Origin of the sequence: Nocardioides immobilis (genome assembly GCF_003515065.1) — a bacterium.
Lineage (GTDB): Bacteria > Actinomycetota > Actinomycetes > Propionibacteriales > Nocardioidaceae > Nocardioides > Nocardioides immobilis.
Map to the genome: position 1 here is coordinate 1 of NZ_QXGH01000039.1, position 13,523 is coordinate 13,523.

Consider the following 13,523-nt stretch of genomic DNA (forward strand, 5'->3'; position numbering starts at 1 on the left):
CTCCACGGCTACCTCGACGACCTACCGCCGGTCGAGTTCGAAGGGAGGTTCTACGCTACCCAGCAGGGCCAGAGCGCCCTGGTTGAAATCAAATGACCAGAGCCTCCATCAGACCCAGGGCGATTCAAACAAACCGACGCCCCGCGGCTCGCCGAAGCAGTAGATGACGCCGAGCGCGAGGGCAGCGAGCCACAGCAGAGCGGCAGTAACGGTGGTCGCCGAGACGAGGCGGTCCTTCATCGGTGCGCCTCGAGCAACTCAGCGGCCGCGAGCGCGGCAGCAGCGAGCTGACGGAGTGCGGCCGGGTCCTGCCAGCCTTCCAGGACGATCGCGGGCGCGGCGTCCTGGTTCAGGTCGATGTAGGCGTCGAGGGCCTCCGGCTCAGAAGCGCCACCCCCTGGCGCACGGTTCGCCTCGCTCCGACCGGGTAGGTCGCCGCAGCGGTCTCGAACGGGGTCCATTGCCCGAGCCTCGAGCGTCGCGTCGCCCCGGTTCGGCGACCACCACCCCGAGTCCCGAGTCAGCTCGCTGCCACGTCATTTGCACCTGCGTGATCGCTCATGCACGCCCTACGCCACTGGTCCGTGCTCCTTGACGCCGGCGAATCGATTCGCGCTGTGTCCGACTACCTCGGCACAGCGACCCCGGATTCACCTTGCGCACCTACACCCATCTCGTGCCCAGCAGCACGGAGCGAACCCGTGCAGCGGTGGATGCGGCCTTTGCAGCCGTGCGCCACGCGGCCAACCTCGACGTGACTGGAGCGGCGGCATCGCAGCGCCCGAAGCTGTCGGACGTGGCAGCAACCAATTTGGGGGTCGGTAGCACCGATCTCCTGGAGCAGCTGGTTGATGAAGAACTGCACGACCACCGTGAACGGGATCGTCACGAAGATCGCCGGCAGGAACGACACGCTCGCGATGAACCACGTCTGCTCGAGGAACTCACCGACCGCGAACGGCCGCCGGAACATCGCTCGCAACGAGTCGCCTGCCATGGCGAAGAAGCCCCCAGGGGCGTCAGCTTCGCGCGCACCGCCGAGACCTTCGGCCGCGGTGTCGTGGTCGCCATTGCTCATCTCCCCCATGCGTTGGTGCGGACTGCGTGGCTCAATTCGGAGCGAGTAGCTACGTCCCCGCGTTAACCCGCGCGGCGGATCGTCCCGGGCAGTCGGTGCGCTGATCGGTCTTCGCGAGCAGGGTGACGTTCGCGCCGTCGCGCGCCGCCCTGACGGCGACGGGCTCCCCGACGCCACGGCTTCCGCCGCTGATCAACACGATCCGTCTACGCAGGCTCATATCAGCACGGTACGAGTCGAGCGCGGGTCTTACGTGTCGGAAGACGCGACACGGAAGAGTCCCCGACGAGTTGCTCTCGGGCGGCGCACAGCGAGACACCGAGCACTCCGTTGACCGATCGCGCCCCACCAGAGCCCGGCGCCGTAGGCGAGATCATCAAGGCGACGGGCGAGGAGGACGGTCGGCAGGTCGACACCCGGACGTTCGCGCAGGAACATCACGAGGTCGACCGCGACGGCGCTGACGAGGATCCGGCGGACGGATCGGCTCCCGACCGCTCCGACTGCTGCGAGGGGCCACCAGTGCCGGAGCACTAGTCCGGCCTCCTGACGTACGGCCCATCCCAGGCCGCGAGCGGAGAGCCATGCCGCGAGGACCGTCCGGCCACGCCCGAGCGGGAGGCGCGTGCGCAGTCCCCATGTCGACCACGCCACGGCGGCGGCAGCGACGGGAGCCGACCACCAACGGCGCTGGAGTACGGCGGCGGCGCCCACCGCCATGGTCAGCGAGAGACTGGCCGGCGCGAGATTGGCCCCATGGCGCCTCGCGAGAGCGGCGCCACCGGTCCCGTAGACGAACTTCCGCCCCAGCCAGGCGCGCACCGTCGACCGGACGTCGTGGCGGGCAACAGCGGAGGGGTCGTAGCGAACGGTCAGGCTCGCCGCGTGAAGCCGCCAGACCAGGTCGACGTCCTCCCCCACCCGCAACTCCGGGTCGAACCCGTCTCCGAGGAGCTCGGCGCGACCGACCAGGCACGCCGAAGGAAGCCAGGCGACCGCGCCGCCGGGACGCACCTGGCACGCGATCCGCCCGAGGTCGAGAGAGGACGCGGCAGCGTCGTACCGCTCAAACCACCGGGGACGGGAGCGCTGCGGATTTCCGACCACCCGCGGCGCGACCAGCGCGACCTGGGAGTCAGCACAGTGGCGGGCGAGGTCCAGCAGCGTCGGCCCGTCGACGACCACATCGGAGTCCACGAAGGCAACGAGTGGTGTGCAGACAAGAGCCAGCCCGACGTTCCGTGCGCCTGCCGGGCCGACGTTGTGGGCGAGAGGTACGACGCCGGCGCCGTACTGTTTCGCCACCCGAGCGACGGTGGCGCTGTCCTCCGATGCGTCATCGACCACGAGAACCCGCAGGGGCGCCAGCGCCGCCAGGCACCTGCCGAGTTGCTCCACCCGGTCGCGGGCCGGCACGACGACGGTCAGGTCGTCCGCCGAGACCTCGATGCCGTCGACGACCGGGTCGGCGAGATTTCCGTCGAGCAGACGGCGGGCGAGGGCGGCTGACGTCGGCCCGTCGACGACGAGCCTGGCGCCCTGGAGGAGTGCTCGCGCGCGATCACTGAGCCGGGCCACCCGGGTCGGCGAACCGCCCACGAGGACCCGGCCACCCTCGGCGCGCAGCACGTCGTCACGGAGGCGCACCTCGAACCCGTCGGGGAGGCGGGACCGCGTGGTCGCGCTCACGGCGAGAACCCGCCGTCGGCATGCAGGACCGAGCCGTTGAAGACCGCGGCGTCGCGGCTGCAGCAGAACGCCAGGACGGCCGCGATCTCGTCGGGGTCGATCAGCCGTCTCAAGAGCTGGTTGACGGCAAAGCCCTCGACCTCGGGCAGCTCGTAGAGCGCGGCGGTGGCGTCGAGCATCGATGTCCGGGTGGAGCCGGGAGAGACGGCGCAGGCAGTGACGCCGGTGCCGACCAGGTCGGCGGCGAGGCCTTTCACGAGCCCGACGACCGCGTGCTTCGCAGCGTTGTACGCGGCGAGCCGGTGGAGGCCGTGGGTGCTGGCGGAGGAGGCGACGGCTGCGAAGCGGCCGCCGTGGGGGTCGGGGCCGGCGAGCATGGCGGGGACGGTGACCGCTGCGGTGTTCCAGACACCGCGGACGTCGACGTCCCACAGCAGGGCGAGCTCCTCGACCGGCGTCTCCCACAACGGGCGACCGCCGGCGATGACGGCAGCAGCCGCAACCGCGGCGTCGAGCCTGCCCCACCGGTCGAGCGCAAGGTCCACGGCTGCTTGCAGACCGGCGAGGTCGCGTACGTCGGCGAGGTGCGCGACCACTGAGTCGCCGTACGGCGCGACCACCTCGTCGAGCTCGGCTCGAGTCGCCAGCGCGTAACCGACCTCGCCCCTGTCGCCCTGGCACGCGTCGACGGCGACCACCCGATCACCGGCAGCGGCCAGGGCGCGTACTGTCGCGGCACCGATGCCGCGCCCCGCACCGGTAACCAGGACCACGCGCCCGGTCACGACGGACCGGTCGGGACATCCGGCAGGCTGTCTCCGAGGATCACCTGGACGGCACGCACCACGTCGCGCACCATCGTCGTCAGCGCCGCTCGGCCCTCCTCGGCGCTCGCACCTGTCGGATCGCCGAGCACACCGTTTGCTGACACTGCCTTCACGCCGCCGGCCTTCATCAGCGGCAGCAATTCCTCCAGGGAGCCGGTGTTCCCCGGCTCCGCCCGTCCGAGCCGGACGTTCCAAGGAGCTAGGTACAGCATGAGCGAGGTCTCGGTGCGGCCGGCGTGGAGGTCGACGACGTTCTCGCAGTCGCAGGCGACCCAACCGACATCGTGGCCCTCGTCCAGCAGCTGGCGAACTGCCGCCCTCAGCGCGACGACGTTGCCCCCATGTGCATTGACGAAGACCACGTCGGCCGCCCAGGTGCGCATAGATCGGGCGAGCTCGACGACCACCTGGTTGAGGACCGTGTCGCCGATGGAACTGGTACCCGCGAAGTCCTGGTGCTCCCCGCTGGAGCCGTAGCTGATAGCCGGGGCGACCATGACTGCCCGCCCACGGGCAACCAGCACCTTCGCGGCGCGCGTCGCCACCGCTGTCGCGATCACAGCGTCAGTGTCGAGCGGCAGGTGTGGTCCGTGCTGCTCGATCGACCCGACAGGCACCAGCACCGACGGCAGGGCCGGCAGGCCAGGCGAAGTGGCGGCGGCGAGGTCGAGGTCAGGGTTGAGGTCCATCGTCAAGTCCTCATCGTGGAGGGGGCGGGCAGACCGAGCGCGCGGTCGAAGCCGTCGGGCACGAGGAGGTGCTCGGGTTGGAGCTCGGCGGTCGAGGAGAGCGCGAGACCACGGAGGGCGGAGTCGATGCCGCCGCCCAGGACGTCGAGGACGTTCTCCACGCCGGCCTGGCCGTTGACGGCCAGTCCCCACAGGTAGGCGCGGCCGATGAGGACGGCCTTGGCGCCGAGCGCGAGCGCCTTGACGACGTCGGAGCCGCGCCGTACACCGCCGTCCATGACGACGTCGATCTGGTCACCGACGGCCTCGGCGATCGGGCGGACCATCCGGATCGCGGCGGGGGTGCCGTCGAGGTTGTTGCCGCCGTGGTTGGACACCGAGATCCCGGCGACGCCGGCGTCGACCGCGCGCAGCGCGTCATCGACGCGGCACACGCCCTTGAGCACGAACGGGGTGCCGCTGATCTGGGCCCAGGTCGCCCGCATCCAGGCCACGTCCTCCCACGTCGGGGGCGGGGTGGTCATCCACTCGTAGTAGGCGCCGAAGAACGTCGGCGCCGCACCGCCCGGCGGGGCGAGGTTGGGGGCGGTCAGGTCGGGCAGCTTGCCGCTCTGGCGGTACTGCTGGCCGAACTGCCACAACCACCGGCCCTTCGTCACGACCTTCGGGGCGAGGCGGACCATAGTCTTGAGGTCGACCTTCTCCGGGATCTCGGGGCTGCCCCAGTCGCGGCCCATCGAGAACGACCAGTCCAGGGTCGCGATCAGACCCTTCGCACCGGCATCGTGCGCCCGGGTCATCCGCTGGATCATCGTGTCGCGGTCGCCGGTCCAGTACATCTGGAAGAACGTCGTCGCACCGGTGGCGGTGACCTCCTCCACCGACTTGGAGGCGAAGTTCGACAGGCCCATGATCGTGCCACGCGCGGCGGCGGCGCGGGCGACGGCGACCTCACCGTCCGGATGCACGGCCTGTACGCCGGTCGGGCTGATGATCACCGGCAGGCTGATCTGCTGACCGAACACGGTGGTCGCCTGGGAGCGCTCCGGCAGCTGGCCGACCACGTGCGGCGCCAGCCCGATCTCGGCGAATGCGGCCAAGTTGTCGGCGATGCTGTGGCCCCGCTCCGAACCGGCGACCAGCGCGCCGTACACAGGGGCGGGGAGCCGCTTCCTGGCCCGGGCCTGCGCAACCGCGACGGACTCGAACCAGGGGTTCTGCTTCCAGGGATTCTCGACCTTCATGGTCCTGCTTTCGGTGGTGGTGACCGGGCCGCCGCGGGCTTCGGGAGGGTCCGCGGCGGCCCGGAATCAGGGGGTGAAACCGGAGAGCGGGCTCTCGGCGCACGCCGAGACCGGCGGCTGAGAGGGCGGGCGGGTGAGGAGCTGGAGCATCACCGGCTGGTTGCGAGTCGGGCTGGTCTTGGAGTGGTCCTGACTCGGCGCCGGAACCACACGGTCCGCGGCGAGGGCCTGCTCGCCGTACCCCTGGACGCACTCGGGATCCGGGCCGTCGAGCGGCAGCCCGGTGAAGAACTTCGCCGCCATGCACCCGCCGCGGCAGGAGTCGAAGAACTCACACTTCGCACACGCACCGCCCGTCTGCGGAGAGCGCAGGTCGGCGAACAGCGCCGAGGTCTGCCACACCTGCTGGAACCCGCCGTCGGCGAGGAGGTTGCCGGCCAGGAAGTTGTCGTGGATCGCGAAGGGGCAGGCGTAGACGTCACCGACGGGGTCGATCAGGCACACCACCCGGCCGGCGCCGCACAGGTTGAGACCCGGCAGGGACTCGCCGAACGCGGCGAGGTGGAAGAAGGAGTCGCCGGTCAGCACGTCCTCGCCGTGCGCCATCAGCCAGTCGTAGAGCACGCGCTGCTGCTCCGGCAGCGGGTGCAGCTCGTCCCACACGTCCGCGCCACGACCGGACGGACGCAGCCGGGTCAGCCGAAGCGTCGCCCCGAACCGGTCCGCCAGGGCCTTGAAGTCATCGAGCTGGCCGATGTTCTGCCGCGTGCAGACCACGCTGATCTTCGCGTCCGTGAACCCGGCGTCCTGCAGGTTCTGCAGCGCGGCGAGCGCGGTGTCGAACGACCCCGGACCGCGGACGTAGTCGTTGACCTCAGCCGTCGCCCCGTCCAGGGAGATCTGCACATCGACATAGCCGTTGCACGCCGGGGAGGCCAGGAACGCCGCCCGCTCGGGGGTGACCCGCACGCCGTTGGTGGAGAACTTCACCCCGACCTGATGGTCCACGGCGTACTGCAGCAGCTCCCAGAAGTCGGGTCGGATGGTCGGCTCCCCGCCCCCGATGTTGACGTAGAAGACCTGCATCCGCTGCAGCTCGTCGATCACGGCCTTGCACTGGGCGGTGCTCAGCTCCCGCGGGTCGCGTCGGCCGCTGCTGGACAGGCAGTGCGCGCACTCCAGGTTGCAGGCGTAGGTGAGCTCCCAGGTCAGGCAGATCGGCGCGTCCAGTCCGAGCTCGAACTGCTCGACCAACGTCCCGGTCCGGGGGCGCTCTGTGGGCCGGTCGGTGGTGAGCGTCATGCCGCTGCCCCGTTCTCGCCGGTCCGCCGGCGGATCATGTCGGTGGCGGCCAGACCGCGCAGGGCGGCGGCGTACGCGGGGTGCTGGGAGGCCGGTACTCCGGCCGTCTCGAGCGCGGTCCGCACGTCGGGCGCCTCGATGAGCCCCCGGACCACGGCGACCAGCTCAGGACGCTTCAGGAACGTCAGCTTGCGGTTCCCGAAGTGGTAGGCAAGCGCACCGAAGGGCTCCGGACGCAACGCCACCGACGGCGACAGCATCCACGGCTCCCCCAGCAGGTCGTCCATCAGTACACGCCACACATGCCGTCGATCGAGACCTCCTCGATCAGGTCCTCCGCGATCAGCTCTTCCTGCTGCTCGTTCTCCGGGTTCATCGCTGCCTCCTGAGCATCGGTTGTGGTGTCCGCCACACAGTAATGGCACTCGTGGCGATAAAGCCAGAGTTTTCCGGCAACGAGTGCAGAAAATCTGCTCCCGACGCGGTAGGTTCGCTGTCGTGACCGACCAGGACGTGCGCCGGAGAGCCCGCGGGCGGCCGGTGGCGACGTCACACGCGGAGATCGAACAGGCAGCCTTCGAGCTCTTCGGCGAGCGCGGGTTCGAGCGCACCACCCTCGACGCCATCGCCGAACGAGTCGGGGTCGGCCGCCGCACGCTGTTCCGCTATTACCAGTCCAAGAACGACATCCCGTGGGGCCAGTTCGACCAGACCCTCGCCGGCTTCCGTAAGTTGCTGGCCGCCCAGCCACACGAGATCCCGTTGCATGATGCGGTGCACCGCGCCGTCGTCGACTTCAACCGGTTCCCAGACAACGCGCGCCCGAGCCACAGGGACCGGATGCGCCTGATCCTGACCACCCCTGAGCTGCGGGCGCACTCAGTCCATCAGTACGCCGCCTGGCGGGCCGCGATCGCCGAGTACGTCGCCCGGCGTACCAACGCCCGGCCCAGCGACCTGGTTCCACGCTTGATCGGCCAGGTCAGCCTCGCGCTCGCGCTCACGGCCTATGAGGTGTGGCTCGACGACGAGAGCGCGGATCTGCCCGGTGTGCTCGACGAGGGAATGTCCAACTTGGTTCGGTACCTCTGTCCGACCTGAGTCACGTCATGCTCTTCGGAACTGCTCACCCGACCCGGCGCGCGCCCGGTCAGCCGGTGATCTCGCGGCCGAGCAGTCGCCGGGCGATGATCCACTGCTGCAGCTCGTTGGCGCCCTCGAAGATCTCCAGGATCTTGGCATCGCGGTACATCTCCTCCAGCCGCACCGACTCGCCGGTCTCCCCGACCTGACGGGCGAAGCCGAGCGCCCCGTGGATCTGGATAGCCTCGCGAACCAGGTCGTTGGCCAGCCGGGTGCCGTAGGCCTTGGCCATCGCGGCCTCGGGCTCGGCCGTCGCATCGCCGGTGTCGAGGAGCATCGCAGCCTTCTGGTAGAGGCTGCGCGCACATTCCAGCTCGGTGGCTCGTTGCGCCATCTGGAACTGCCAGTGCTGCATGGCCCCCAGCGGCCGGCCGAACACCTCCCTCGTCTGGAGGCGGTGGACGGCGAGGTCGAGGGCCCCCTGCGCGACGCCCACGCCGGCCGCGCCGATGCCGATCCGGCCGCGCACCAGGGAGGACAGCGCGACCGCCATGCCGCGACCGGGTTCGCCGAGGACGTTCGCCCGGGGCACCTCCACGTCCTCGAGGACGATATCTGCGGTGATCTGGCCACGGTGGCCCAGCTTGAGATCGGGCGTACCGATCCGGACGCCGGGGCTGCTCAGGTCGATGAGCAGCATGTGGGCGCGGCTGCCATCGCGTCCGGCGCGGACCAGCATCGACACCCAGCCGGCGACGACGCTGTTCGTGATCCAGCGCTTGCGCCCGTTGACGACGTAGCCCTCCGCGGTCTCCTCGGCCCAGGTGCCCAGCCGTTCGGCAGTGAGGTCGGAACTGGTTTCGGGCTCGGTCGTGGCGAAGGCAAAGGCCTGACGACCGGAGACGAGGTCAGGGATGAGGCGTTCCTGGAGCTGCGGGCTGGCGTGCCGCAGCGTCGAGGGCACCAAGATGCACTGGCCGTCGTACACGCCGGCCATCGAGGACGACTCGTAGGCAATCTCCTCGGCGACGGTGCAGGTGCCCAGCATCGGGAACTCCAGGCCACCGCCGTGGTCCGCCCCGAACGGAACGGCGAACAGGCCATCGGACGCCAGTCCGCGGAATGCCTCCCAGGGGAAGCTCTCCGCTGACTCCTCGCGGGTGCCGATCTCCCGGGCTACCGGTGCGAGGTGACGGGCGACCGAGTCGCGAGCCCGCCGGCGGAGCTCCACGGTCTCCTTGGGCAGGAACACGTCGTGGGACATGTGCTCCTGGGTGCGTCGTACGGCGGTGCTCATAGGGACTCCTCGTAGTAATCGGACGATCGTCCGAATCGATCATAACCGGACAATCGTCCGATTCGCTAGGATGCGGCCATGCCGGCAACCGCTCCCGTGGACAACAAGGCGGCACGCACCCGCCGCCGGATCGTCGATGCCGCGGCTGGCGAGTTCGCCGAGAACGGGTACGGCGGCGCGAGCCTCCGGCGCATCGCGACCGCAGCCGGCCTCCAGCTCGGCAGCCTCTACTTCCACTTCAAGACCAAGGACGAGCTCGTCATCGACGTCCTGGCCGAAGGCGTGGAGTCCGCCCGCGCGGCCCTGAAGCTGGCCGTCGGCAACGTCCAGGCTGACGCCTCGCCGGAGGATCGGCTCCGAGCCGCCATCCGCGGCCACCTCGACGCCCTGCACGCCAGCGACGACAGGGCATCCTCGGTGGTCAGGATGGTCGAGACCCTCCCCCCGGACCTCCGCCGAGTGCATGCCGAACACGAACGCCGCTTCGCGCAGGTCTGGTCCGACATCCTCAAGCGCGGCCAGGCCGACGGCGTGGTGCGCACCGACATCACCCTCCGCATCCTTCGCGACCTGGTCATCGGCGCGCTCAACAGCACCTCGACCAACAACCCAGCGGCCAACAAGGACCTCACCGCGATCACCGACGCTGTGCTCGTACTCCTTCACCCGTCGCCAGCTGCCCGAGGAAGCGGACCCGATCGCGGGTGACAGGGACTATCGCGAAGGACGTCGTTCGACCTCGAGCTCGCGCCGTGCAAGCGCCTGCCAGGTCGGCACGTGCGGGTCGAGGGTGGGATCCCGCGGGTCGAAGGTGTAGGTGAGCGCGACACCGCGCATGCTGGTGTTGAGGAGCTCGCGCAGGTCGACGTACGCCGGGTGCGCCGTCAGTTCCGGGCCGAACATCTCGTCGATCGCGGACCTGATCGCGCCACCCAGCGCCTGCTCCTTGGGAACCAGCGCCTCGGCGAGCCGGGCGTTCGACCGGGCCGCCAGCCACAGCTCCGTGGCAGCCCAGAAATAGCCTTGGTGGTAGGTCGACCACAGCGTGGAGACCGCGGCGTCGATGCGGTCGGCGGCAGCGGCCGGCCACTCGTCGCGACTCATCGTCGAAGTGAGCCTGGCCTCTGCGATGTGCTGGACCGCTGCGACGAGAAGGGTGTCGCGGTCGGGGTACTGGTGAAGAAGCCGGCCGCGGCTGACCCCGGCACGCTCCTGGATCTTGAGCGTCGAGGCGCCGCTGTAGCCGAGCTCGATGAGGACCTCGACCGCGGAGTCCAGGATGTGCTGTTGGGTCGCGCGGCTACGAGCCTCGTAGTCGGCGTACCGCGGACCGCCCTGGGCCGTCTTGCTTGCCATCGTCACCTGCCTCGACACATCGATCCTCACCGACCACCGACGAATCCCGCGATCAGGCCACCCGTCTCCTCTGTTCCTGCTGCGGCCGCGATCGTGGCGGCCTCGTCGTCCAGGTGCTCATCCAGACCCTGGTCCCAGGACGCGCGGACGAGCCTACGCGCCTCGGACCGCGCGGCGGCGGGACGCGCGGCGAGGGCGTTGGCGCGCTCCCGGGCGCGAGCCAGCACGTCCTCGTCGGCGCAGGTCTCGGAGACGATCCCGAAATCGGCTGCCCGAGAAGCGCTGATCGGCTCGCCGGTGAGGATCGTCTCCACCGCGCGCCGCTGGCCGACCACCCTCGGCAACAGCCAGGACATCCCGCCGTCGGGCGTGAGACCGACCGATGTGTAGGCCGTCACCAGCTTCGCCGATTCTCCGGCGACGACGATGTCGGCGGCGAGCTCCGCGACAGCAGCCTCGCGGTCCGGTGCGCCGGCCATCGCAGCCAGGTCACCGCCGCCGCAGAACCGTCGGCCCCGGCCGCGGAGCAGTACGACGTCGACGGCGGGGTCAGAGCCCGCCCGGACGAAGGCCTCGGCGAGCGAGCGCGCCATTGCGACGTCGATCGCGTTGGATGCCTCGGGTCGGTTCAGCACGATCTCGGCGACGCGACCGCGGACGTCGTACTCGACGCAGGTCGTGGGAGCGGTCGAGCCAGGGGCAGTGGTCACGAGGTTCTCCTTGGGCTTGCCACGTACAGTCAGCGTTGACTACAGTCACCGTTGACTGTACAGAGGAGAAGCAATGATCGCCACCGAGTTCACCCGCCAGTTCGGCGTCCCCCACCCGATCCTGTGCGGGGGCATGACGGGCTACGGCACGGCACCCCTCATCGGCGCGGTCGCCAACGCCGGCGCGCTCGGGTTCCTCACGGCGCTGACCCAGCCGACACGACACGATCCTCGCCGAGGCGGAGCAGATCATCGGCTCGCGGCTTCCGTCGTACCTGTCCTGAGTCCTGACCCGAGAAGGGGACCCACCCGTGCCAGCTGACCGGATGATGCCGACCGAGGAGTCGGCCGACCTGATCGACCTCACTCGCACGATCGTCGACAAGGAGCTGCGCCCCGAGGTCGACGAGGCCGAGCGCACCGCGACCTTCCCCCGCGAGGTGTTCCGGACACTCGGCCGGGCGGGGCTGCTGGGTCTCCCCTATCCCGAGGAGTACGGCGGCGGTGGCCAGCCGTATGAGGTGTACCTGCAGGTTGTCGAGGAGATCGCCTCGGCCTGGGCGGCGGTCGGTGTCGGCACCAGCGTGCACGCGCTGAGCTGCTTCGGCCCGTTCCATGCCGGCTCCGAGGAGCAGAAGGCCCGGTGGCTGCCCGACATGCTGTCGGGCGAGCTGCTCGGCGCCTACTGCCTGTCGGAGTCGCACGCCGGCTCCGACCCGGCCGCGATGCGCACCAAGGCGGTGCGCGACGGTGATGAGTACGTCATCACCGGCGCCAAGGCCTGGACCACCCACGGCGGTCACGCCGACTTCTACAAGGTCATGGCCCGCACAGCCGACACCGGGGGCCGCGGCATCTCCTGCTTCCTGGTGCCCGCCGACGCCGAGGGGCTCTCCGCGGACCCACCGGAGCAGAAGATGGGCCTGATGAGCTCGACGACCACCACCATGGTGTTCGACGGTGTCCGGGTGCCGGCCGAGCGGCGATTGGGCGAGGAGGGCCAGGGTCTCCCGATCGCGTTGGCCGGTCTCGACTCCGGTCGCCTCGGGATCGCCGCGGTCGCGACCGGTGTCGCCCAGGGCGCCCTCGACGTGGCGATCGCCTACGCCCAGGAGCGGGAGGCGTTCGGCCGCCCGATCATCGACCACCAGGGACTCGCGTTCGTCCTCGCCGACATGGCCGCCGCGGTGGAGTCGGCGCGGGCGACGTACCTCCACGCCGCCCGGCTGCGCGACGCCGGCCGCCCCTTCGGCCGTCAGGCGTCCATCGCCAAGCTGATCTGCACCGACAACGCCATGAAGGTCACCACCGATGCCGTCCAGGTCCTCGGCGGCGCCGGCTACACCCGCGACTTCCCCGTCGAGCGCTACATGCGCGAGACCAAGGTCATGCAGATCTTCGAGGGCACCAACCAGATCCAGCGCCTCGTCATCAGCCGCGACCTCCGCCACTGAGCTGTCGCTGACCACCATCGATCGAACGGAACACCATGCAGATCCAGAACGTCTCGGCCATCGTCACCGGCGCCGCCTCCGGCCTCGGCAACGCGACCGCCGCCGCCCTTGCTGCTCAGGGCGCCCGGGTCTTCGGCGTCGACCTCGACGTGTCCGACGCGCCCGCCCTCGACAACGTGGCGTACGTCAAGGCCGACGTCACGAGCGAGGCCGAGCTCCGCCACGCTGTGGCGCTCGCCGCCGAGCAGGGCCCGCTGCGGATCGTCGTCAACTGTGCGGGAATCGGGCCCTCGGCTCGGATCCTCGGTCGGGGTGGCGTCCACGACCTCGGGCTCTACCGCAAGATCATCGAGGTGAACCTGGTGGGGACGTTCACCGTGCTCGCCCTCGCGGCCGAGGCCATCGCGCGCACCGAGCCACTGGACCACGGACAGCGGGGCGTCGTCATCAACACCGCCTCCGTCGCGGCCTACGAGGGCCAGGTCGGACAGGTCGCCTACTCCTCCTCCAAGGGCGGCGTCGTCGGCCTCACCCTGCCGGCGGCTCGCGACCTCGCCCAACACGGCATCCGGGTCAACACCATCGCACCCGGCATCGTCGAGACCCCGATGCTGGCCACGGTCAGCGAGGAGTTCCGCGCCGGTCTCGCCGCCGGCGTGCCGTTCCCGCAGCGTCTCGCCCAACCCTCGGACTTCGCCCAGCTGGTCACCCAGCTGATCCAGCACGACTACATCAACGGCGAGACCGTCCGCATGGACGGCGCGCTCCGCATGGCACCGCGCTGACACGATCCC

19 protein-coding genes are annotated in these 13,523 nt (G+C 70.1%); 5 read left to right on the forward strand and 14 right to left on the reverse strand.

What is annotated here, in order from left to right; all coding sequences use genetic code 11:
• Window positions 1-108: 108 nt before the first annotated feature.
• From D0Z08_RS33520 to mftA, 11 genes are all read right to left on the reverse strand, one after another.
• Window positions 109-240, reverse strand: a complete 132-nt coding sequence (locus tag D0Z08_RS33520) for a hypothetical protein (protein WP_281271782.1) — start codon at window positions 238-240, stop codon at window positions 109-111.
• The gene (locus D0Z08_RS27325) at window positions 237-461 is read right to left on the reverse strand and encodes a hypothetical protein (RefSeq protein ID WP_118928461.1); all 225 of its coding nucleotides are present in this window, start codon (window positions 459-461) and stop codon (window positions 237-239) included. Before D0Z08_RS27325 ends, D0Z08_RS33520 begins: the two co-directional genes overlap by 4 nt.
• 164 nt (window positions 462-625) lie before the next feature.
• Window positions 626-1,087 (reverse strand): ABC transporter permease family protein, encoded by a 462-nt coding sequence (locus tag D0Z08_RS32390; protein ID WP_182481514.1) that lies wholly within the window; start codon window positions 1,085-1,087, stop codon window positions 626-628.
• Between the two features lie 40 nt (window positions 1,088-1,127).
• The gene (locus D0Z08_RS27335) at window positions 1,128-1,298 is read right to left on the reverse strand and encodes a hypothetical protein (protein ID WP_220454394.1); all 171 of its coding nucleotides are present in this window, start codon (window positions 1,296-1,298) and stop codon (window positions 1,128-1,130) included.
• Between the two features lie 29 nt (window positions 1,299-1,327).
• Window positions 1,328-2,767: a mycofactocin biosynthesis glycosyltransferase MftF gene (mftF, locus tag D0Z08_RS27340; RefSeq protein WP_118928462.1), complete on the reverse strand. Its 1,440-nt coding sequence runs from the start codon at window positions 2,765-2,767 to the stop codon at window positions 1,328-1,330.
• A complete protein-coding gene (locus D0Z08_RS27345; protein WP_118928463.1) occupies window positions 2,764-3,552 on the reverse strand; it encodes a mycofactocin-coupled SDR family oxidoreductase in 789 nt (262 codons plus the stop codon). The genes mftF and D0Z08_RS27345 overlap by 4 nt, the downstream gene beginning before the upstream one ends.
• Entirely contained in the window at window positions 3,549-4,283 is a 735-nt protein-coding gene (gene mftE / locus D0Z08_RS27350) for a mycofactocin biosynthesis peptidyl-dipeptidase MftE (RefSeq protein WP_118928464.1), read from the reverse strand. Before mftE ends, D0Z08_RS27345 begins: the two co-directional genes overlap by 4 nt.
• 2 nt (window positions 4,284-4,285) lie before the next feature.
• Window positions 4,286-5,527, reverse strand: coding sequence for a pre-mycofactocin synthase MftD (gene mftD / locus D0Z08_RS27355; protein ID WP_118928465.1), 1,242 nt, complete (start codon window positions 5,525-5,527; stop codon window positions 4,286-4,288).
• A 66-nt stretch (window positions 5,528-5,593) separates the two neighbouring features.
• A complete protein-coding gene (gene mftC / locus D0Z08_RS27360; RefSeq protein ID WP_118928466.1) occupies window positions 5,594-6,829 on the reverse strand; it encodes a mycofactocin radical SAM maturase in 1,236 nt (411 codons plus the stop codon).
• Window positions 6,826-7,116 (reverse strand): mycofactocin biosynthesis chaperone MftB, encoded by a 291-nt coding sequence (mftB, locus tag D0Z08_RS27365; protein ID WP_118928467.1) that lies wholly within the window; start codon window positions 7,114-7,116, stop codon window positions 6,826-6,828. The genes mftC and mftB overlap by 4 nt, the downstream gene beginning before the upstream one ends.
• Window positions 7,116-7,205 (reverse strand): mycofactocin precursor MftA, encoded by a 90-nt coding sequence (gene mftA / locus D0Z08_RS27370; RefSeq protein WP_118928468.1) that lies wholly within the window; start codon window positions 7,203-7,205, stop codon window positions 7,116-7,118. Before mftA ends, mftB begins: the two co-directional genes overlap by 1 nt.
• Before the next feature lie 122 nt (window positions 7,206-7,327).
• On the opposite strand from mftA, the gene mftR reads away from it, so the two are divergent.
• Window positions 7,328-7,930 (forward strand): mycofactocin system transcriptional regulator, encoded by a 603-nt coding sequence (gene mftR / locus D0Z08_RS27375; RefSeq protein ID WP_118928469.1) that lies wholly within the window; start codon window positions 7,328-7,330, stop codon window positions 7,928-7,930.
• 49 nt (window positions 7,931-7,979) lie between these two features.
• On the opposite strand, the gene D0Z08_RS27380 is transcribed toward mftR, so the two are convergent.
• On the reverse strand, window positions 7,980-9,209 hold the full coding sequence (locus D0Z08_RS27380; RefSeq protein ID WP_118928470.1) for an acyl-CoA dehydrogenase family protein: 1,230 nt from the start codon (window positions 9,207-9,209) through the stop codon (window positions 7,980-7,982).
• 78 nt (window positions 9,210-9,287) lie between these two features.
• Here D0Z08_RS27380 and D0Z08_RS27385 point away from each other — a divergent pair, with 78 nt between their 5' ends.
• Entirely contained in the window at window positions 9,288-9,917 is a 630-nt protein-coding gene (locus D0Z08_RS27385) for a TetR/AcrR family transcriptional regulator (protein ID WP_118928471.1), read from the forward strand.
• Window positions 9,918-9,923: 6 nt separating this feature from the next.
• Here the strand turns inward: D0Z08_RS27385 and D0Z08_RS27390 are convergent, their stop codons facing one another.
• Both D0Z08_RS27390 and D0Z08_RS27395 read right to left on the reverse strand, forming a co-directional pair.
• The gene (locus tag D0Z08_RS27390; RefSeq protein WP_118928531.1) at window positions 9,924-10,565 is read right to left on the reverse strand and encodes a TetR family transcriptional regulator; all 642 of its coding nucleotides are present in this window, start codon (window positions 10,563-10,565) and stop codon (window positions 9,924-9,926) included.
• A gap of 26 nt (window positions 10,566-10,591) precedes the next feature.
• The gene (locus D0Z08_RS27395) at window positions 10,592-11,275 is read right to left on the reverse strand and encodes an enoyl-CoA hydratase/isomerase family protein (protein ID WP_220454395.1); all 684 of its coding nucleotides are present in this window, start codon (window positions 11,273-11,275) and stop codon (window positions 10,592-10,594) included.
• Between the two features lie 73 nt (window positions 11,276-11,348).
• Here D0Z08_RS27395 and D0Z08_RS33210 point away from each other — a divergent pair, with 73 nt between their 5' ends.
• Genes D0Z08_RS33210 through D0Z08_RS27410 form a run of 3 tightly spaced genes read left to right on the forward strand, consistent with a single transcriptional unit; the run spans window position 11,349 to window position 13,514 of the window.
• Window positions 11,349-11,597 carry a hypothetical protein gene (locus D0Z08_RS33210; protein ID WP_245994568.1) on the forward strand — a complete coding sequence of 83 codons (249 nt, stop codon included), beginning with the start codon at window positions 11,349-11,351 and terminating at the stop codon, window positions 11,595-11,597.
• Window positions 11,587-12,729 carry an acyl-CoA dehydrogenase family protein gene (locus D0Z08_RS27405; RefSeq protein WP_118928472.1) on the forward strand — a complete coding sequence of 381 codons (1,143 nt, stop codon included), beginning with the start codon at window positions 11,587-11,589 and terminating at the stop codon, window positions 12,727-12,729. The genes D0Z08_RS33210 and D0Z08_RS27405 overlap by 11 nt, the downstream gene beginning before the upstream one ends.
• A 35-nt stretch (window positions 12,730-12,764) precedes the next feature.
• Window positions 12,765-13,514 carry an SDR family NAD(P)-dependent oxidoreductase gene (locus D0Z08_RS27410; RefSeq protein WP_118928473.1) on the forward strand — a complete coding sequence of 250 codons (750 nt, stop codon included), beginning with the start codon at window positions 12,765-12,767 and terminating at the stop codon, window positions 13,512-13,514.
• Window positions 13,515-13,523 lie beyond the last annotated feature (9 nt).